Raw genomic sequence first — 20,892 nt, forward strand, 5'->3', positions numbered from 1 at the left:
GGGGGGCGGGGCGGGTGCTATTCGGGGCGGCGCCTCGGGCGGAGTGCGGGGCGTGCCGGGGCGGCGGCCGGGAGCTGGTCGGCCAGGGCGGCCACGGTGGGGTTCTCGTAGAGGACGCGGACGCTCAGCTCGGCCTTGAGCGCGGACCGGGCGCGGCTGATGAGACGGGTGGCACGGATGCTGTCGCCGCCGAGGTGGAAGAAGTTGTCGTCGATGCCGATCTGGGGCAGACCGAGGACGCCGGCGAAGAGGCCGCACAGCACTTCTTCCCGCGGTGTCCTGGGGCCGCGGCCTGAGGGGGACGCGGCGGCGGCGAAGTCGGGCGCGGGCAGTGCCCTGCGGTCCAGTTTTCCGTTCCCGGTCAGCGGCAGCGTCTCCAGGATCACCACGGCGGCGGGCACCAGGTAGTCCGGGAGCAGCTCGCCGGCGCGGGCGAGGAGGCCGGCGCCGTCCGGTTCGGTACCCGGCCGGGCCACCACGTACGCCACCAGGCGCTTGTCACCGGGGGTGTCCTCGCGCACCACCACCGCGGCCTGCGCGACCTCGGGCAGCGTGGCCAGCGTGGCCTCGGTCTCCCCGGGTTCGATGCGGAAGCCGCGGATCTTCACCTGGTCGTCGGCGCGTCCGAGGTACTCGAGGTTTCCGTCGCCGCGCAGGCGGGCGAGGTCGCCGGTCCGGTACATGCGGGTGCCGGGGCCGCCGAAGGGGTCGGCCACGAACCGCTCGGCGGTCTGCCCGGGGCGGTCGAGGTAGCCGCGGGAGAGGCCGCTGCCGGCGATGTAGAGCTCGCCGGCTGTGCCGGGCGGGACCGGCCGCAGGGCGGCGTCCAGGACATAGGTCCGGGTGCCGTCCAGCGGGCGGCCGATCGGGACGGTCGCCGGTACGGGGTCGCCGGCGGCGATGGGGAAGCAGGTCGCGAAGGTGGTGGTCTCGGTCGGCCCGTAGCCGTCCACCACGACCGTTCCGGAACCGGCCGCCAGGACGCGTTCGACGGCGGACGCGGGCACGGCCTCGCCGCCCGCCCACACCTCGCGGACGGACGCGAAGCAGGCGGGTGCCTCTTCGGCGAGCAGCCGGAAGAGGCCCGCGGTGAGCCACAGCGCGGTCACGCCCTGCTCAGTGATGACCCGTTCCAGGGTGCCGGCGTCCAGCCGGCCGGGCGGCGCCGCCACGACGCGCCCTCCGGTCAGCAGCGGTACCCACAGTTCGTAGGTGGAGGCGTCGAAGGCGTGGGGGGAGTGCATCAGGACGCGGGCGTGTGCGTCGGTCCGGAAGCGGTGGTGGTGGACGAGGTCGGCCACGTTCCGGTGGGTGACGGCCACGCCCTTCGGCGTGCCGGTGGAGCCGGACGTGTACATCACGTAGGCCAGCTGGTCGGGGTCCGGGGTGTCCGTCCGCACCGCTCGGCCGGAATCCTCCGGTCCGTCGGTGTCGAGGTGGGCCAGGTGCAGGACGGCCGGGCCCCCGGGGGCTGCCGGTGTGCCGGGTGCGGGCGGCCCGGAGGCGTCCACCGGGGCGGAGGCGTCCGCCGGGGCCGGGCGGTCGCTGATGACGGCGGTGACCCCGGTGTCTTCGAGGACGAAGCGCGTGCGCCTCTCGGGCCAGGCGGTGTCGAGGGGGACGTACGCGGCTCCGGTCCGGGTGACGGCGAGGACGGCGGTCACCACGTCGGGGGTGCGTTCCATCAGGAGCGCCACCCGGTCCTCGGGGCGGACGCCCGCGCGGACCAGGCGCCGGGCCAGTCGGGCGGCGCGGTCGTCCAATTCCCGGTAGGTGAGCGTGGTGTGTTCGGCGGCCACGGCGATGGCGTCCGGGGTACGGGCCACCTGCGCCGCGAACAGTTCGGGCAGGGACAGGTCCGTCGCCGTCGGGGCGCCGGCCGTGCCCTGGCCGGCCGGCGGCTGCCCGTGGTCGTCCGGCGAGAGGATCCCCACGCGGCCCACCGGTTGCTCGGGGTTCTCGGCCAGCGCCTCCAGGATGCGGACCAGTCGCCGCATCAGGGTGCCGGCCTCGGCCTGGTCGAAGAGGTCGGTCCGGTGGTCCAGGCGCAGCCTGAGCCGCGGTCCGGGCATCGCGATCAGGGCGAGCGGGTAGTGGGTGGCGTCGCGGCCCTGGACGTCCGTCACGCGCAGGCCGCCGCCGTCCGGTCCGGCGAGCAGCTCGGGGTCGAGCGGGTAGTTCTCGAAGACGGTGGTGGTGTCGAAGAGGTCGCCGAATCCGGCCAGCCGCTGGATCTCGGCGAGCCCGAGGTGCTGGTGGTCCATCAGCCGGGCCTGCTCGGCCTGCGTGCGGGCCAGCAGTGCGATCAGGGGCTCCGCCGGGTCGATACGGACCCGTACGGGCAGCGTGTTGATGAACAGTCCGACCATGTCCTCGACCCCGGGGATCTCGGGCGGCCGGCCCGAGACGGTCGTGCCGAAGACGACGTCGGAACGTCCGGTCAGGCGGCTCAGCAGCAGCGCCCAGGCGCCCTGGACCACGGTGTTGAGGGTCAGCTGGTGGGTCCTGGCCAGTCGGCGCAGGGCGTCGCCGAGGCGCTCCGGGAGCTCGGCCGTGCGCTGGGCGGGCAGTGCGGCGGCGGGGTCCCGGACGTCCGCCGGGGCCACTCGGGTGGGTTGGTCGAGCCCGGCGAGGGCCGAGGCCCAGGCGCGCCGGGCCGCGTCGCGGTCCTGGCGGGCGAGCCAGGCCAGGTACGTACGGTACGGGGTGACCGCGGGCAGGGCGGAGCCGTCGCCGCGCTGTTCGTACAGCGCCAGCAGCTCGCGCATCAGCACCGGCATGGACCAGCCGTCCAGCAGGATGTGGTGGTTGGTCAGGGAGAACCGGTACCGGCCGCCGGGGAGCCTGATCAGCAGGAAGCGCAGCAGCGGCGGCTTCGAGAGGTCGAAGCGGCGTGCGCGGTGTTCGGCGAGCAGGCGGGCGGTCTCCGCCTCGACGGCGTCGGGCCCGCCGGCATCCGGAGCGACGGCGTCCGGCCCCAGGGCATCCACCCCGACGGCGTCCGCCCCACCCCCATGCCCCCGGAGGTCGGCCTCCTCCCAGGGCAGCGGCACCTCGGCGGGCACCACCTGGACGGGCTGCTCCAAGCCCTCGTGCAGGAAGCCGACGCGCAGGTTGGCGTGCCGCCGCAGCAGTGCGGCGCAGGCGGCGCGCAGCGCGTCGGCGTCCACGTCGCCCTCCAGGGAGAGAACGAACTGCACGGTGTAGACGTCGAGTTGCCGCTCGTCGTACAGGGCATGGAACAGCAGTCCGTCCTGCAGCGGGGTCAGCGGCAGGATGTCTTCCAGTCGGGCCTTGCTCACTCGGCCGTCCTCCACATCATTTCCACGAGGTCGATCTGTGCCTGGTCGAGCGAGACCAGGGGCAGGTCCGAGGGGGTGTAGCCGCCCGCGTCCGGGTTCTCGGCGTGGGCGGTGAGGGCGCGCAGGGCGCGGAACCAGGTCTCCGCCAGGCGCCGGACGTCGTCCTCCGCGAGCAGGTCACGGGGCCAGGACCAGGTCGCGGTCAGCACGGGGCCGGCACCGTCGTCCCGGGCCATGGCGTTGATCTCCAGGGTGTGGCCGAGCGGTGCCCGGGGGTCGGTTCCCGGGGGCAGGTCCACGTCGGCGAGCGGCTGCCAGTCGGCGTCCCGGCCGGCGGTCGTGCGGCCGAGGTAGTTGAACAGCACCTGGGGGCGCGCCAGTCCGGCCAGCAGGGGGGCGGTGTCCGGGTTGAGGTACCGCAGCAGGCCGTAGCCGGCGCCGTGGTCGGGCAGGGCGGCCAGCTGCTCCTTGACCCGCTTCAGCGCGTGCCCCGCCTCCGGCCCGGCGGCCCAGAGGTCGTCCCAGTCGCTGACGTCCACGTCCAGCCGCGCCGGGTGCACGGTGGTGAACCAGCCGACCGTGCGGGACACGTCGCCGGCCGCGAGGGACTCCTCACGGCCGTGCCCCTCCAGGTCGAGGAGGAGCGGGCCGTTCCCCGTCCCGCCGCCGTCCCGGCGCCAGTGGGCGAAGGCCAGGGCCAGGGCGGTGAGCAGCACCTCGTTGACGCCGGTGTGGAAGGCGGCGGGCGCGGTGGTCAGCAGCGGTCCGGTGGCGTCGGCGGGCAGGGTCAGGGTCAGCGAGCGGGCGGTCGCGGCCGGGTCCCGTCGGGGATCCGGTGCGCGACTGCCGATCGGCGGCTCGGAGTGGTCGAGCACCTCCTGCCACAAAGGGAGTTCCGCGACCCGGCCGGCGGTCCGCGCCGCGGCCGTCAGGCGCTGCGACCAGCGGCGGAACGAGGTCCCGACCGGCTCCGGCCGGGCGTCGTGGCCGGCGGCGAGGCCGGCGTGGACGGCGGCCAGGTCCGGCAGGAGGATGCGCCAGGAAACGCCGTCGACGGCGAAGTGGTGGACGCAGAGCAGCAGCCGGCCCGGCGTGTGGGGGCCGCGGTCGAACCACACGGCCTGGAGGAGGCGTCCGTCGTCGGGCCGCAGGCGGTCGCGGACGGTCAGGGCGCTCTCGGCCACGGCCGTCCGCAGCTCGTCGTCGGTCAGCTCCGTGGCGTCGACGCGCTCGACGGCCTCGGCAACGGAGACGGTGCCCGGGGGCGTGATCTCCGGCTGCCACGCGGTTCCGGTGCGGTTCAGCCGCAGTCGCAGCGCGTCGTGGTGGTCGACGATCCGGCGCAGCGCCTCGGTCAGCGAGGGGAGGTCGAGTCCGGCGGGCGCGCGGACCACGACGGCCTGGTGGAGGCCGTCGACGGGGCCGCCGCGTTCCAGCGCCCACCGCATGACGGGGGTGAGGGGGAACGGTCCGGTTCCGTCGTCGTCGGCGTCCCGCGCCGGGGCCCCGGCCGCGGTGTCGAGTTCGGTGGCGGCCTCGGCCAGGGCGGCGGCCGTCCTGGCGCGGAAGACGTCCCCGGCGGTGATGCCGAGGCCCGCGGCGCGTGCCTTGCTCACCAGCTGGATCGACAGGATGCTGTCGCCGCCCAGCTCGAAGAAGCCGTCGTCGGCGCCCACCCGCTCCAGGCCGAGGACGTCGGCGAAGAGCGCGCACAGCACCCGCTCCCTGGGCGTCCTCGGCTCCCGGCCCGTGGCGTCGGCGGTGAAGTCGGGCGCGGGCAGCCCCCTCCGGTCGAGCTTGCCGTTGGGGGTCAGCGGCAGGGACTCCAGGACCACCACCGCGGCCGGGACCATGTATTCGGGCAGCCGCTCCCCGGCCAGGGCCTTCAGGCGCCCGGCGTCGGGGGCGGTGTCCAGTGCGGGGACGACGTACGCGACCAGCCGCTTGTCGCCCGGCGTGTCCTCGCGGACCACCAGGGCCGCCTGGGCGACGCCGGGCAGCGCGGCGAGCACGGCCTCGATCTCGCCGGGTTCGATGCGGAAGCCTCGGATCTTCACCTGATCGTCGACGCGGCCGACGAAGGTGAGAGCGCCGTCGGGGCGCCGGCGGACGAGGTCGCCGGTCCGGTACATCCGCTCGCCGGGGGCCCCGAACGGGTCGGCGACGAACCGCCCGGCGGTCAGCCCCGGCCGGCGCAGGTAGCCGCGGGCGAGGTTGGCGCCGGCCAGGTACAGCTCGCCGGCCACGCCCACCGGCACCGGGCACAGCAAGCCGTCGAGCACGTACAGCCGGGTGTTCCAGATGGGTTCGCCGATCGGTACGGAGGCGCCGCCGTCCCCGTCCCGGTCACGGCACTGCCACGACGTCACGTCGACCGACGCCTCGGTCGGGCCGTAGAGGTTGTGCAGGGGGACGTCCAGCACCCGGGCGCAGGCCGCGCGCACCTCGTCGGGCAGCGCCTCGCCGCTGCACAGCACGCGCCGCAGCACGCCGCCGCAGCCGGCGGCTTCGGGGGCCTGGAGGAAGACCCGCAGCATGGAGGGCACGAAGTGGACGGTGGTCACCCGCTCGGTCCGGATGAGATCCGCCAGGTAGGCCGGGTCCTTGTGACCCTCGGGGCGGGCCACCACCAGGGTGGCGCCCTCCAGTAGCGGCCAGAAGAACTCCCAGACCGAGACGTCGAAGCTCGCCGGGGTCTTCTGCAGCACCCGGTCGTCCGCGGTCAGCCCGTAGCGGTCCTGCATCCAGGCGAGGCGGTTGACGATCCCGCGGTGCGGGATGACGACGCCCTTGGGCCGCCCGGTGGAACCGGAGGTGTAGATGACGTAGGCGGGGTGCTCCGGGTCCAGCGGGACGGGACGGTCGGTGCCGTCCGCCGGATCGGTGTCCGGACGGGCCGCCAGGTCGGCCGCGGTCCCCGGGTCGTCCAGCACCAGGCAGGGCACCTCGGCCCCGGCGACCGCGCCGGCCGCCGACCGCCGCGTCACCACGGCCGCCGGGCCGGCGTCCGCCAGCATGTACGCCAGGCGCTCCGGCGGCAGCCCCGGGTCGAGCGGCAGGTACGCCGCGCCCGCCTTCAGGACCGCGAGCAGCGCGACGACCAGCTCGGCCGAGCGCTCCAGCAGGACCGCCACCGTGGACTCGGGACCGATGTCGTCGGCGAGCAGGCGGTGCGCCAGGCGGTTGGCGCGGGCGTTCAGCTCCGCGTAGGTCAGCGGCGTTCCCTCGAACACCAGCGCCACGGCGTCCGGGGTCCTGGCCGCCTGTGCCTGGAGGAGTTCGGGAAGGGTGGTGTCCGGGACGTCGGCCGCGGTGTCGTTCCACTGCTCCAGCAGCCGCTCGCGTTCCGCCGGTTCCAGGATCTCCACCCGGCCGACCGGGGTGCCGGGGTCTTCGGCGACCGCCTCCAGGAAGCGGACCAGCCGCTCCACCATCAGCTCCACGGTTCCCCGGTCGAACAGGTCCACCGCGTAGTCGACGGTTCCGGTGATGCCGGCGGGGGCTCCGTCCGCCGACGGCCGCTCGCGCAGCTCGAAGGACAGGTCGAACTTGGCCGCGCCGGCTTCGAGCGGCCGGTTCTCGGTGGTGACGCCGGGGATGCGCAGGGCGGCTCCGTCGGCGTTCTGGAAGGCGAGCATGACCTGGAAGAGGGGGTGCCGGGCCAGGGAACGCTCGGGGTTGAGATTCTCGACCAGCCGCTCGAACGGCAGGTCCTGATGCGCGTACGCCGCGAGGTCCGTCTCCCGTACGCGGTCCACCAGCGCCGCGAACGACGGATTCCCGGAGGTGTCCGTGCGCAGGACGAGCGTGTTGACGAAGAACCCGACCAGGTCCTCCAACGCCTCGTCCATACGCCCCGCCACCGGCGAGCCGATCGGAATGTCCGTCCCCGCGCCCAACCGCGTCAGCAACGCGGCCAGACCCGCCTGGACCACCATGAACACACTCGCACCGCAGGCGCGGGCCACCTCCGCCAAACGTCCATGCAAATCCGCGTCGATACGCACCGGCACCGATCCGCCCGCGAACGACGCCACCGCGGGGCGGACCCGGTCCACCGGAAGGCTCAGCTCCGCGGGCAGGCCGGCCAGGGCCCCGCGCCAGAACGCCAGCTGGGACCCGGCCGGACTCGACGGATCCGCCTCGTCCCCCAGCAACTCCCGCTGCCACAAGGCGTAGTCCGCGTACTGCACCGGGAGCGCGTCCCACTCCGGCACACCACCCGACACCCGCGCCCGGTACGCGACCTCCAGATCCCGGCCCAGCGGGCCCATCGACCAGCCGTCACCGGCGATGTGGTGCACCACCAGCAACAGCACGTACTCGTCCGTCCCGACGCCGAACAGCCATGCGCGCACCGGCACTTCGGCCGCGAGGTCGAACACGTACCGGGCACGCTCGCGCAGCGCGGCGGAGACTGCCTCTTCGCCGGCCCCGGCCAACGGGACCCACGACAGCACCTCCCCCACCTCGGCCATCCCCAGCACCCGCTGGAGCGGCTCGCCCCCCACCTCGCCGAACACCGTCCGGAGGCTCTCGTGGCGCTCCACGACATCACGCAGCGCCGCGCCCAGCGCCATCCGGTCCAGCGGGCCCGTCAGGCGCAGGGCGAGCGGGTGGTTGTAGGTGGCGCTGGGGCCTTCGAGCTGTCCGACGAGCCACAGGCGGCGCTGGGCGAAGGACACCGGCAGGCGTTCCGGCCGCTCCCTCGCGACCAGCGCCGGGCGTGCCCGGCCCGCGTCCTCCAGGCGGCGTGCCAGGCCCTCCGCCGTCGGCGCCTCGAACAGCGTCCGGATGCCGAGCTCCACGCCCAGCACCGAGCGGATCCGGCTGACCAGCCGCGTCGCGGACAGCGAATGCCCGCCCAGGTCGAAGAAGTTGTCCTCGACGCCGACCCGCTCCACCCCCAGCACCTCGGCGAACAGCCCGCACAGGGCCTGCTCGCGGCCCGACCGGGGCGCACGTCCCGCCGGGGCCCCGCCGAAGACGGGGGCCGGCAGGGCGGCGCGGTCCAGCTTCCCGTTCACCGTCACCGGCAGTCCGTCCAGCACCACGACCGCCACCGGCACCATGTAGTCCGGAAGCCGCTCGGCGAGCCGCGCGCGCAGGCGCGCCGGGTCGGGCCCGGTGTCCGGCTCCGGGACCGCGTAGCCGACCAGGCGCCGGTCGCCCGGGACGTCCTCCCGGACCACCACGGCCGCCTGCGCCACCCCGGGCTGGGCGGCGAGCGCGGCCTCCACCTCGCCCAGTTCGATCCGGAAGCCCCGGACCTTCACCTGTCCGTCCCCGCGGCCGACGAACACGAGGTTGCCGTCCGCACGCCACCGCACCACGTCGCCGGTCCGGTACATCCGCGCCCCGGGCGGGCCGTACGGATCGGCCACGAAGCGCTCGGCGGTCAGGCCGGGGCGGCCGTGGTAGCCGCGGGTGACCCCGGCGCCGGCGAGGTAGAGCTCCCCGGTCGCCCCGGCCGGTACCGGGCGCAGCGCGTGGTCGAGCACGTAGACGCGGGTGTTCCGGATGGGTGCGCCGATGGGCACGGGGACGCCGGTGCCCTCGTCGCGGCACTGCCAGGCCGTCACCTCGATGGAGGCTTCGGTGGGCCCGTAGAGGTTGTACAGCGGGATGTCGAAGGTCCGGAAGAAGGCGGCCTGCAGTTCGGCGGGCAGGGCCTCGCCGCTGCAGGAGACCTGCCGCAGGGTGTCGCGGCAGGCGGCGGCCTCGGGTGACTGGAGGAAGACCCGCAGCATGGACGGCACGAAGTGGACGGCGGTCACGCGCTCGGCGCGGATGAGGTCGGCCAGGTAGCCGGGGTCCTTGTGACCGTCGGTGCGGGCCACGACCAGGGCGGCGCCCTCGATCAGCGGCCGGAAGAACTCCGCGACGGAGACGTCGAAGCTCGACGGGGTCTTCTGCAGGACCCTGTCGTCCGGCGCCAGGGGGTGGGTCTCGCGCAGCCAGGTAAGGCGGTTGACGACGCCGCCGTGCGGGACGACGACGCCCTTGGGCCGCCCGGTGGAACCGGAGGTGTAGATGACGTAGGCGGGGTGCTCCGGGTCCAGCGGGACGGGACGGTCGGTGCCGTCCGCCGGATCGGTGTCCGGACGGGCCGCCAGGTCGGCCGCGGTCCCCGGGTCGTCCAGCACCAGGCAGGGCACCTCGGACGCGGCGACCGCGCCGGCCGCGGAGCGTAGCGTCAGCAGGCGCACCGGGCCGGCGTCCGCCAGCATGTACGCCAGCCGTTCCGCCGGGTGTCCCGGGTCGAGCGGCAGGAACGCCGCGCCCGCCTTCAGCACGCCCAGCAGCGCGACGGCGAACGCGACGGAGCGGGGCAGCACCAGGCCGACGGTCTGCTCGGGGCCGACGCCTTCGGCGAGCAGGCGGTGGGCCAGGCGGTTGGCGCGGGCGTTCAGCTCCGCGTAGTTCAGTGTCGTGCCCTCGGACACCAGCGCCACGGCGTCCGGGGTCCTGGCCGCCTGCTCCTCGAACAACTGCGGGAGGGTGCGCGGGGGCTGGGGGCGGGCGGTGTCGTTCCACTCCACGAGCACCCGGCGGCGTTCGGCCGCCCCAAGGACGTCGAGGTGTCCGAGGGGGGTGTCCGGGGCCTCGGCGAGGCGGCGCAGGAAGCCCTGGAACCGTTCGAGGTGGGCGGCGAGTTCGTCCTCGCCGTACACGGCGGGGTTGGCGTCGAATTCCAGCCGAATGCCGTCGTGGGCGTCCGCGCTGCCGATGGCCACGACGGAGAGGTCCTGGACCGGGCCGGTCGCCAGTTGGCGGGCCGTGGTGCCCAGGTCGCCGAAGACCGTCGGGTGCTGGAAGGACATGATGTTGACCGTGGGGCCCACGAGGCTCTGCGAGCCGCCGGAGTAGCCCAGTTCGGCCAGCAGGTCCTCGCTGCGGTACCGCTGGTGCCGCAGGACGGTGGCGACCTTCCGCGACACCTGGTCCACCAGCGCGGTGAAGCCGAGCGCCGCGTCGACCGTGAGGCTCAGCGGCAGGATGTTCGCCATCATCGACGGCGTTTCGAGGGCGGCGCGCCCGACCCGGCCCGGCACGGGCAGTCCCAGCACGACGTCGCGGCGGGAGGCGAGCCGGCTCAGGTACGCCGCCGTGGCGGCGATGACCGGGAGGGACCAGCGGCCGGCGGCGCCGGGTACGGCGTCCAGGAGTGCCCGGGCCTCCTCGGGGCCCAGTGCGGTGCTCCGGCGCAGGACGCCCCCCGAGGCGGGTGCGGTGCGGCCGGCCAGGGTGACGGGTTCGGGGGCGTCCCGGGAGGCCGTCAGCCAGTGGTCGCGGTCCGGCCGGTACCGCCGGGTGGTGCGGTATTCGGCGTCCTCCCGCAGGAGGTCCGCCAGCGGGTGGAAGTCCGTGGCGGCCGGCGTGCGGCCCTGGGTGAGGGCCGTGTAGGTCTCGGCGAGCCGCCGGCAGTAGAGGGACTGGCCGTAGCCGTCCAGGACGATGTGGTGGTAGCGGAAGAAGAGCAGGTGGCGTCCGTCGTCGAGCCGGAGCAGCACGTGCTCGTGGAGGGGGCCGCGGAGCAGGTCGAACGGGGCCGCGAGGGCGGCTTCGAGCCATGCGCGGGCCGCGTCCTCGGGGGTGCCGGTGGCGTCCGTACGGTGCTCGCGCAGGTCGATCAGGCGCAGCGGCGCGTCGGCCGGTGCGTCGATGAGCTGCCACAGGCCCTCGTCGTCCTCGGTGAAGCGGGTGCGCAGCGCGTCCGTCTCGGCGACGGTCAGGTTCACCGCCCGCTCCAGCAGCGGCACTTCGAGGGTTCCGGTCAGCTCGAAGCAGACGCCGCAGTGGAAGAGGGGGCTGCCGGGGTCCAGTTGCTGGGCGACCCAGACGCCCAGTTGCGCGGCCGAGGCGGCATGGCGTGCGGTCTCGATGTCGTTCACGGCTCTCCTGGCTTTCCTGGCTCGTGGTCCTGGTGCGGCGCTGCGGACCGGGTGGGGCGGGGCGGGGTCAGGAGGACGTGGCGATCTCCTTGAGGAGGGCGTCGACGAGGGAGGCGACGGTGGGGTTGTCCCACATGATCGTGTCGTCCACGGTGATGTCGAGGTGGTCCTCGATCTCGCTCGCCAGGGTCAGCGCGTAGAGGGAGCTGAGGCCGTAGCCGGTCATCGGCCGGTCGGGGCTGATGTCCGCGGCGGGCATCCGCACGTGTTCGGCAATCCGCTCGATCAGCCAGGCGGTCAGGGACTCGGCGGACACCGCGGTCGTTTCGGAGGCAGCAGGCTGCACGGTCTCTCCTCGGGGGTGGGTTCGGTACGGGTGGCGGGTGCGGGTGGGCGGCCGTGAGCGGGGCGCCGGTCAGCGGCCGTCGGGGAGGCGGCGTCCGGTGAGGCCGAAGCTCCGGCCGGACTCGAAGCGTGCGGTCAGCTCGGCGAAGAGCCACCGCTCCAGGTGGTCGGGCAGGGCGCGGGGGGTGGCGCCGGGCCGGGCCGCGAGCCGGGTGAGTGCCGCCTGGAGCCAGCGCGGGTCGCCCAGCAGCGGGTCGGCCGGGTTGTGCCGCCGGATGCCGAGGCAGGCGGCGGCGACGAGCACCCGCACGTAGCGGTCGGCGAGGGCGTACGTCCGGGGTGCGGCCGCGGTGGTCAGTTCGGAGGGCGGCAGACCGGCGCAGGTGTCGGTGAGCGCGCGCAGTTCGCCGGCGAAGTGGGCGGTCAGCCGGGCGACGTCGGCGTCCTCTGCGTCCCCGGCGCCGGCCGGTGCGGCGGTCACGGTGGAGCTGAGGCGTTCGCGGCCGCCGGCGAAGACGCGCAGGCGGTCGAAGGGAACGGGCGGCAGGGGTCCGTCGAGCCGGAAGAGGTCGTCCGGGGCGGGTTCGCCCCGGTTCCACGAGCGGCGGGCGAGCAGCGGCAGTTGCTGGACGATGGCCATCTGGCAGATCGCGCGGGCGGCGTGGCCGAATCCGGCGGGCTGGATGTCCCGCAGCAGCTTCTGGAAGATCGCGCTGTCGCCGTCGCGCAGGTAGAAGTGGGCGCCGAGGACGGTGGAGAGGCGGTGCATCGCGTCCATCAGCGTCTTGGCGACGAAGTACTTCACCGCCTGCGCGTAGACGCCCGCCTCGGCCGGTGTGAGGTGCAGGGCGCGGATGGCGACCGCGGCGAACGCCTCGCAGAGCAGCAGGTCGGTGTAGGCGCCGGCGAGCACGGAGCGGACCAGGGGGAGGTCGGCGGCGGTCCGCCCGTAGAGCCTCCGGCCGCGGACGTGCCGGAGGGTGGTGCGCAGGCCGGTGTCGAGGACGCCGGTGAACATGGCGACGACGGTCGTCCGGGTGATCTGGAAGGACTTCAGGGCCGTCTCCAGGCCCTGGCCCGGCGTGCCGAGGACGCTGTCAGTGGGCACGGGGCAGCCGAGCAGCTCGATGCCGCCGAGCCGGACGCCGCGCATGCCCGCGGTGGGGAAGCGCGGGAGGTGGCGGTCGGCCGGGAGGGCGGCCGCGTCGACGAACAGCTGGGAGTGGCTGCGGCCGCCGGGGCGCGGGTCCGTGCGGGCCAGCAGCACCATGGCCTCGGCCCGCCGGATGTTGGCGACGACTTCCTTCCTGCCGCGGAGGAGGTACCCCTCGGGGGCCTCGGTGGCCTCGAAGCTCATTCCGGTGATGTCGTTGCCGTGGTCCAGCTCGTGGTAGGCGACGGCGATCCGGCCGTTGCCCAGGAGCAGCCCGGCGGCCTCCGCGCACTGCCGCGCGCTGCCCGCGGTCCAGATGTTGACGGCGGCCAGGAAGGAGCTGACGCCGTACCCCAGGCCCAGGGCGGGGTCGCGCCGGTAGACCGCGCGCATGGTCTCGACGAGGTCGTCGAGCCGGGTGAGCCGTCCCCCGTACGCGGCCGGTACGAACTCGGCGTTCAACCCGTAGGTGTCGAGGGCCTGTTCGCCGGGGAGGAACGGTTCCCCGCGCTCGTCCGCCTCGAGGATCCGGGAGAAGCGGAGCGGATTGTCCGGGTCCAGCGGGTCGCCCAGCAGCGCTTCCAGGGCGTCGACGCCGGGTGTCGCGCCGGCGGTTCCGCCGGTTCTGCGGCCGTCGCTCATGACGTGCTCCTCATCATGCCGGCGCTCGTCATCATGTCGACGCTGATCGGCGGGTGGGCGGGGTCCGGTTCCCCTTCGACGAGCAGTGCGGCCAGCCGGTCGTGGGCCGACCGGTCCTCTTCGCCGACGGGGGCGCCGAGCCGGGTCAGTACGGTGACGAGGCACGCCTGGAGCCAGGTGTGGTCGGGCCGGTCCGGTGTCCGGAACCGTGCGTCGTCCGGCCGGTTGTTGAGCCACAGCCACAGGCTCGCGGCGCCCGCGAAGCACAGTTCGTACCGTTCGGCGAGGTCGAAGGAGCCGGCCGGGACGTCGCGCGGGTGCCGCGGCTGTGCGGCCAGTTCCTCGTGCAGCGCGGCCGTGGCGGCACCCAGGTCGCCGGCCAGCCGGGCGAGGCGGGCCGGGACCGCGCCGGTGGCGGCCAGCGCGTCCAGTCGGGCGACCGCGTCCGGGAGGCTTTGCACCAGGCTGCCGCCGGCGCCGGACAGCAGGCGGAGCCGTTCCGGCCGGAACGCGCCCGAGGGTGCGGTCAGGGTCGTGGCCTCGGCCACGCCGGCCTCGTTCCACCACCGCTTGCCGTAGCCGCGGGCGAGCCGCGGGAACTGGTCGATCAGGGCGTTGCGGTTGACGGCGGTGCTGCCGTCGAAGATCGACACCAGCCGGTGGTCGCGGTCGAGCCTGGCGAACGCCCCTTCCTCGTGATGCTCCGTCAGATAGCCGCGCAGGCCCATGAGTTCACCGAGCTGGGCGATCGCGTCCTGGACCAGGGTGGGCACGCACGCCTTGGCGACCGCGGAGACCACGCTCATCTCGTCGGTGAGCGCGGTGACGCTGCGGCCCGCCACCAGGGCGGCCGCCTCGGCGACGAGCACCGCGGCGGACGCCTCGCCCAGGAGGCGCCGCGCCTGCGGCAGGTCCGCGAGCCGGCCGCCGTACAGCCGACGGTCGCGGGCGAACCGGGCGGTGAGCCGGAGGGCGTGGTCGGCGGCGCCCAGGGAGAGCCCGACGCAGACGGTGCGGGTGAGCTGGAGGGCCTTCAGGACGGTCTCCATACCGGTGCCCTCGGCCCCGACGAGGGCGGATCCGGGGATCCGGGCCCCGTGGAAGGCGATGCCGCTGATGTCGGCGCCGCGGATGCCGTGCGTCCGGATCTTCGGCAGCGCGGTGGAAGCGGACTCCGGCAGCCGGCGCTTGTCCACCAGGAAGAGGCTGAACCCGCGCGGTCCGCCGGCCGGGTCAGTCCGGGCCAGGACGCAGATCCGCGTGCCCCGCGTGGCGTTGTTGATCAGCCACTTCTCGCCGTCGAGCAGCCAGTCGGCGCCGTCGCGGACGGCTGCCGCCTCGCCGGCCAGCAGGTCGCTCCCGTGGTCGCGCTCGGTGAGGCCCCACGAGACCACGGCACCCCGCCGGACGTCCTCGCCGAGCCGCGCGGCCTGCTCCGCCGTGCCCGCGACCCAGACCGGTGCGGTGCCCAGGAAGGTCTTCCCGTGGGCGATGGCGACGGTGAGGTCCCGCCGGGCCACCGTGCGCACCAGGCCGATCAGCTCGTCGTAGCCGCGGAGTTCGCCGCCGTGCGCCACGGGGACGTAGTGGTGCGCCAGGCCCGCGGCGTCCAGCAGCGCGCAGGCCGGCTCAGGAAACGTTTCGGCACGGTCGGAGCCGGCGAGCGCGGCCGCCGACAGCGGGCCGCCGTCGGCTTCGGCCGCGCGCACGGCACGCTCCAGCGCCACGGCAGACTGAGATGGCACGTCCTGCTTTCCCTTCGAGATCCCGTCGGACAGGGCATGGCCCGTCGGGCCGCCGGCTCCCGGCGGCCCGACGGCTCCTGCTCACGCGGGGAGCGACGAACGCACCTTGCGGCGCTGGAACTTGCCGCTGCTGGTCTGCGGGAGGCAGCGGGGCGCGACCAGGTGCACGCGGACGGCCGGCAGCCCGGTGCGGGCCCGGACGTGCGCCTCCAGCTCCTCCACCAGGGCGGCCCGCTCGGCGTCCCCCTCCAGGGACGTCTCGGCGACGACCGCCATCGTCTCGTCGGGACCGAGGACGGCGACACACCGCTTGCGGTAGATGCCCGGGTGGTCCCGGACGACGGCCTCGACGTCCTCGGCGTGGTAGTTCACCCCGCCCACGATGACCATGTCCTTCACCCGGCCGACGATGTACAGCTCGCCGTCGGCGAGGAAGCCGAGGTCGCCGGTGCGGAACCAGCCGTCCGCGGTGCGCTCCTCGCCCGTCTCCCGGCGGTAGTAGCCGTGCGTCACGGGCGGGCCGCTGATCTCGATCTCGCCGACCGTCCCCTCGGGCGCGGGGGCGCCGTCCGCGGCGATCCGCACCCGCACGCCGGGGACCGGCCGGCCCACGCCGACCAGGGTCCGGGTCTCGGCCGGGTCCGTCGCCGGGACCGCGCGGCCGTGCTCCACGAGCTGCCGGCGGTCGGCGCCGTAGACCACGGGCTCGCGCCCCAGCGGGGGGAAGGTCACGGCGAGGGTCGCCTCGGCCATGCCGTACACGGGGTACATCGCCTCGCGCCGGAAGCCGGCGGCGGCGAACTCCGCGCAGAAGTCCTCGACGGTCCCGGCGTTCACCGGCTCGGCGCCGTTGAAGGTCAGGCGCCAGCGGGACAAGTCCGGCCCGGCGTCCGGCGCCAGCCGCTCGTCCCGCAGGGCGCGCCGGGCGGCGACCAGCATGTCGAAGAAGAAGTTGGGTGCGGAGCAGAGGGTGCAGCCGGCCTCGGCGAAACGGGCGAGCCAGTCGAGCGGCTTGCGCACAAAGGTCCGGGGCTGCCACAGGACGACGTCGGCGCCGACCGACAGTGCGGCGAGCAGGCTGAAGATGCCCATGTCGTGGAAGAGCGGCAGCCACAGGCCCCAGCGGTCGCCGGGCCCGACAGCGGCCGGGGTGGTGATGGCCCTCAGCCCGGCGACGATGTTGGCGTCGGTGAGGACCACGCCCTTCGGGGCCGACGTGCTCCCCGATGTGTACTGGATGAAGGCGATGCCGTTCCCGTCGCGGGTGTGCGCCGGGAGGGCGCCCTCCCCCGCCGCGAGGCTCCCGAGGTCCACGACGGAGACCCCGGGCAGCGCCGCCGCCAGCCGTTCCCGCACCCGTGCGGCGGAGAGGTCCACCACGACGTGCCGAACACCGCCGTCGGCGACCACGCCGGCGACGTGCTCAAGGTATTCGTCGACCCCGCCGAACGGCAGGGCCAGCGGCACCGGTACGGCACCCAGGTACTGGGCGCCGAGCATCACACGGAGGAACCCGCTGCCGTTGGGCAGGACGAAGGCGACCAGATCGCCGCTCCGCACGCCGATTCCGGCAAGGGCGCGGGCGGTCTCCCGGCCCTCTTCGAGAAGCTCCGCCAGAGACAGCTCGCGGCCCTCTTCCGCGAACCGGATCCGCTGGTCCGGAAAGGTCCGGGCGCGGTCTTCCAAGAGACCTGACAAAGTTTCGGACATGCTGGTTGATCCCCCCGTAACGAGAACTGCGGATCGCGTGTAACTGAGTAGTCGTCAAACCATCTGCACGCGCAACGCGACCCTCTCCCCGGCTCTGAAACCTATCACCGGGGACACGCCCCCCTCACCACTTACAAGCATGGGATCAATCACGGCGACGAGCACCGTCTTGACGCACAAACCCGGAGAGGATACAGATATCCGGCAAACTTGATCAACATCTCTCCCGCGGGGGAATTCGCCTCCCGGCGGTCCTCGCGGAACGCTCCTCCACCCATGTCGACGCGCGGTGCGACGATGTGACGGAGCGCAAGTCGCGTCCGCTCGGGAGGCAGGTCCCGAACGACCCGGACCATTCACCGCACCTCGGGGAAAGTGGCGGCAAGATGTCCGCGCGACCCGTCCGTTCGGCCAGCGGCAGCCCGCCCGGGGAGAATTCCGCGCGTGGCAGCCCTGCGGGCCCGCCTTATCCGTTCGTTCACCGCGCCGACGCCGACACTGCGGCGCCTCAACTCCCCATGCAAGAAAGGCACACCTTGTTCGCCATACCCACCGCCGAGCGCAGGAACGCCGCGGGCGGCACGCACGAGTCCCCACCGGGCAAACGCCGGCCCTGGATGTTCTGGCGCTCTCCGGAACGACAACCGTGGTGGGCCAGACCCGCTTTGCTGGCCGTCGCGGCACTGGCCGCGATCCTCTACGGCTGGAACGTTTCCTCTTCAGGCTTCACGCTCTACTACTCGAACGCCGTCAAGAGCATGTCCGTCAGCTGGAAGGCACTGCTGTTCGGCGCGCTGGACCCGGCGGCCACCATCACCACGGACAAAATCCCCGGCGCCTTCGTCCCACAGGCGCTCTCCGTGAAGCTCTTCGGCTTCCACGCCTGGGCCGTCGCGCTGCCCCAGTGCGTGGCCGGCGTCGTCTCCGTCCTGGTGATGTACCGCGTCGTACGCCGCTGGGTGGGCCCGCTGACGGGCCTGTGCGCAGCCGCCCTCTTCGCCTTCACCCCGGTCCTGGCCTCCATGTTCGGGCACTCCATGGAGGACGGTGCGCTCACCCTGTGCCTCGTGCTGGCGGCCGACTGCTTCCAACGGGCGCTGCTGGACGCACGGTTGCGGTCACTGGTCTTCGCCGGCATCTGGATCGGGCTGGGCTTCCAGGCGAAGATGCTGCAGTCTTGGCTGGTGCTGCCGGCCCTCGCCGTCGGCTATCTCGTCGCCGCACCTGTGGAATTGCGCCGCCGCGTCGCGCACACGGCCGTCGCCGGCGCCATCTGCCTGGCCGTCTCGCTGTCGTGGGTGCTGATGATGACCGTCGTCCCGGCCAAGCACCGCCCGTACGTGGACGGGAGCACCAACAACAGTGCCTTCGCCATGGTGTTCGGCTACAACGGGCTGGAGCGGTTCGGCATCGACGTCCCGGGATCGGCGCCGAGCTTCGGCTCCCGTCCGCCGGGCGCGGCACCGGCGGGCGGGCCCGGTGGGGCGGCTCCCGCCCCTCCGGCGCCTCCGGCCCCTCCTGCTGCCCCGGCTGCGCCTCCGGCAGCTTCGGCCGCTCCCGCTCCTCCGGCCGCCCCGGCCGGGGCGCCTCGCCCCGGCACCGGCCCGGCGCCCGCACCGGGTGCGCCCGGTACGGCCGGTGGGCCCGGCGCGCCCGGCGCGCCCGGCGCGCCCGCCGCTCCTCCTGCGGCCGGTGCCCCCGGCGCACCCGGAGCGGGCAAGCCGGGGGCTCCTCCCGCCCCGCCCGCCCCTCCGGGCCCGCCGGGCGCGGACAGCGCGACCAGCCCCTGGCTGAAGCTGTTCACCAAGCCGCTCGCCCCCCAGATCGGCTGGCTGTACCCGTTCGCCGTCCTGGGACTGGCGCTCGGGCTGTGGTGGCGCCGCCGGGCCCCGCGCACCGACCGGCTGCGCGGCGGCCTGCTGCTGTGGGGCACCTGGCTGGTCACGGTCGGGCTGGTCTTCAGCAAGATGGACGACATCCCCCACACCGCGTACATGGCCACGCTGGCCCCACCGCTCGCCGCGCTGGCGGCCTGCGGCATCACCCTCATGTGGCGGGCCTACCGCAAGGGCGGACCGCGCGCCTGGGCCCTGCCGGCCGCGGTGGCGGCGGAGGCGGCCTGGAGCTGGCACCTGGCCTCGAACCACAGCGGTTTCCTGCCGTGGCTGCGCTGGCTGGTCGCGGCGGTCTGCGCGCTGGGAGTCGTGACGATGGCCGTGGCACGGCTCGGGGACCGCACCCGGACCCGGCTGCTGCTCTGCGGCGCCGCCATCGGCCTCGCCGGCGCGGTGGCCGCACCGGTCGCCTGGTCGGCGTCCGTCCTCGACCGCCGGTACGGGGGCAGTGCCTTCGACGCGACCGCCGGCCCGTCGGAGATCCTCGCGGAGGCGGAGATGCTGCAGGAGAGGCTGGCCTCCCTGCCCGCGCCGCCCCCCGCGGGCCCGCCGCCCGCCGACGGCACCACACCCCCCGGTGGCCCCAAACCCCCCGGTGGTCCCGCGACCCCCGGCGGCCCCCCGGCCCCCGGCGGTTCCTCCGCGCGCGACGGATCCCCCGACCGGGACCTGCCTCCGGGCGGAACGCTGCTGAACGCCACCGCGACCCTCACGAGCAGCGAGAAGAAGCTGTACGCCTACGTCAAGGCGCACCAGGAGGGCGCCGACTACCCCCTGGTCACCGACGGCTGGCGGACGCCCTTCATCCTGGCCACCGGCGACCGCGTGCTCCCGCTGGGCGGGTTCAGCGGCTCGGCCCCGCAGCCCACCCTGCGCGGCTTCCGGGGCCTGGTCCAAGACGGCGACGTACGCTTCGTCCTGCTCTCCGGTCCCGACACCGTCAAGATCGCGGGCATGGGCGGCCGCCCGGAGATCCGCGACTGGGTGAAGGGCCACTGCGCGGCGGTCCCGCCCGCGAGTTACGGGGTGGACGCGGCCGAGGAGCGGGCGACGGCGGGTCTCTTCGGCCCGTCCAGGCTCTACCGCTGCGGCGCGTCGTGACGCGGTCCGCGTTTCCCCGTACCTGAAGGGGAAGGCCCCGGGCCCCGCCGGACGTCCCGGCGGGGACCAGTGCCGCGCCGCGGGTCGGCCGAGGTCGCCGCGATACCGGTTCCGGCATCGCCGGGGAGGCGGCGGGCTCCGGGAGCGGCATGGCAACCCCCGCACCGGACCGCCCGGTTCGCCGTGTCGACGCCGTCGCACCGGCCCGCCGACGGGCCGGCGTCCTCCGGAAGGCCAGGCGCTATCCTCCTGGCCATGCCGTCAGGAGAACCGTCCGTGGGCTCCGGAAACCGGGCGAAGGCCGTCGCGGTAGCCGCCGTCGCGACCGTGACCGTCACCGTCGGCGTCACCGCCTCCCTGCTGCTGGACGGTGGCGGGAACGCGGCGGCGCCGGCGGGCCCTTCGCCCGGCCCGACCGCGTCGGCGTCGGCGTCGGCCTCGGCGTCCGCGAGCACCGGCCCCCGCGCCGGTGCGGCCGAACGGCCCGTCATTCCGGGCTGGAAGGTCGTCGTCGACCCCGAGTTCGGCACCGCTTTCGATGTGCCGCCGGAGTGGGACGTCAAGCCTCCGTCCTTGCAGTACGGCTTCCTGGACGGCGAGCGCGACACCGACGGACCGGCCGCCTTGGGCGACTTCGTCAGCGTCGTCAGCGGCTTCGCATCGCTCCGGGAAGACTGGTGCGTGCCCGACATCGACGCGAACGGGCGCGTGGTGAGCACCGAACTGGCGGGGGCCGGCACCAAGGGCGCCAAGGGGGCCGAGGACACCGGCCACGCCGCCGTGAACTCGGCTGCCGTGTGGGTGTACGGCGGCTACACACAGCCGGACAAGAAGAGCATCATCTCCGACAAGACGGCCAAGCCGTACACCACCAGGTCCGGTCTCAAGGGCAGCATCGCCCGGGCCCGGTCCGAGAACGCGCCCCGGAAGAACAGATGCTCGACCGACGGCAAGGCCATCGCCTTCGCGTTCAAGAACTCCGCGGGCGGATACGTCGCTTGGATCCTCTACGGCGCCACGGGCGTGCGGGACGAGCTGCCGGACCCGACGGTCATGAAGATCGTCAGCACGGTACGCCTCCACGGAGAGCCGGGGAAACCCTGA

Annotated in this window: 8 protein-coding genes; 2 read left to right on the forward strand and 6 right to left on the reverse strand. The window is 74.4% G+C overall.

Annotation, left to right across the window (positions count from 1 at the left end; all coding sequences use genetic code 11):
• Nucleotides 1-17: 17 nt before the first annotated feature.
• The 6 genes from K7I03_RS06310 to K7I03_RS06335 all read right to left on the reverse strand — a co-directional run bounded on the left by K7I03_RS06310 (nt 18) and on the right by K7I03_RS06335 (nt 16,792).
• On the reverse strand, nt 18-3,302 hold the full coding sequence (locus K7I03_RS06310; protein ID WP_185946239.1) for a non-ribosomal peptide synthetase: 3,285 nt from the start codon (nt 3,300-3,302) through the stop codon (nt 18-20).
• Entirely contained in the window at nt 3,299-11,197 is a 7,899-nt protein-coding gene (locus K7I03_RS06315; protein ID WP_185946238.1) for a non-ribosomal peptide synthetase, read from the reverse strand. The genes K7I03_RS06310 and K7I03_RS06315 overlap by 4 nt, the downstream gene beginning before the upstream one ends.
• Before the next feature lie 67 nt (nt 11,198-11,264).
• On the reverse strand, nt 11,265-11,543 hold the full coding sequence (locus K7I03_RS06320) for an acyl carrier protein (protein ID WP_185946237.1): 279 nt from the start codon (nt 11,541-11,543) through the stop codon (nt 11,265-11,267).
• 69 nt (nt 11,544-11,612) lie between these two features.
• Nucleotides 11,613-13,337, reverse strand: a complete 1,725-nt coding sequence (locus K7I03_RS06325; protein WP_185946236.1) for an acyl-CoA dehydrogenase — start codon at nt 13,335-13,337, stop codon at nt 11,613-11,615.
• A complete protein-coding gene (locus tag K7I03_RS06330; RefSeq protein ID WP_185946235.1) occupies nt 13,334-15,082 on the reverse strand; it encodes an acyl-CoA dehydrogenase family protein in 1,749 nt (582 codons plus the stop codon). The genes K7I03_RS06325 and K7I03_RS06330 overlap by 4 nt, the downstream gene beginning before the upstream one ends.
• Before the next feature lie 81 nt (nt 15,083-15,163).
• Entirely contained in the window at nt 15,164-16,792 is a 1,629-nt protein-coding gene (locus K7I03_RS06335) for an AMP-binding protein (protein WP_185946234.1), read from the reverse strand.
• Between the two features lie 536 nt (nt 16,793-17,328).
• Between K7I03_RS06335 and K7I03_RS06340 the strand changes: the two genes are divergently transcribed.
• Together K7I03_RS06340 and K7I03_RS06345 are read left to right on the forward strand one after the other, a co-directional pair.
• A complete protein-coding gene (locus K7I03_RS06340; protein ID WP_224346920.1) occupies nt 17,329-19,788 on the forward strand; it encodes an ArnT family glycosyltransferase in 2,460 nt (819 codons plus the stop codon).
• A 255-nt stretch (nt 19,789-20,043) separates the two neighbouring features.
• Entirely contained in the window at nt 20,044-20,892 is an 849-nt protein-coding gene (locus K7I03_RS06345) for a hypothetical protein (protein WP_185946233.1), read from the forward strand.

This window comes from Streptomyces mobaraensis, from assembly GCF_020099395.1.
Taxonomy (GTDB): domain Bacteria; phylum Actinomycetota; class Actinomycetes; order Streptomycetales; family Streptomycetaceae; genus Streptomyces.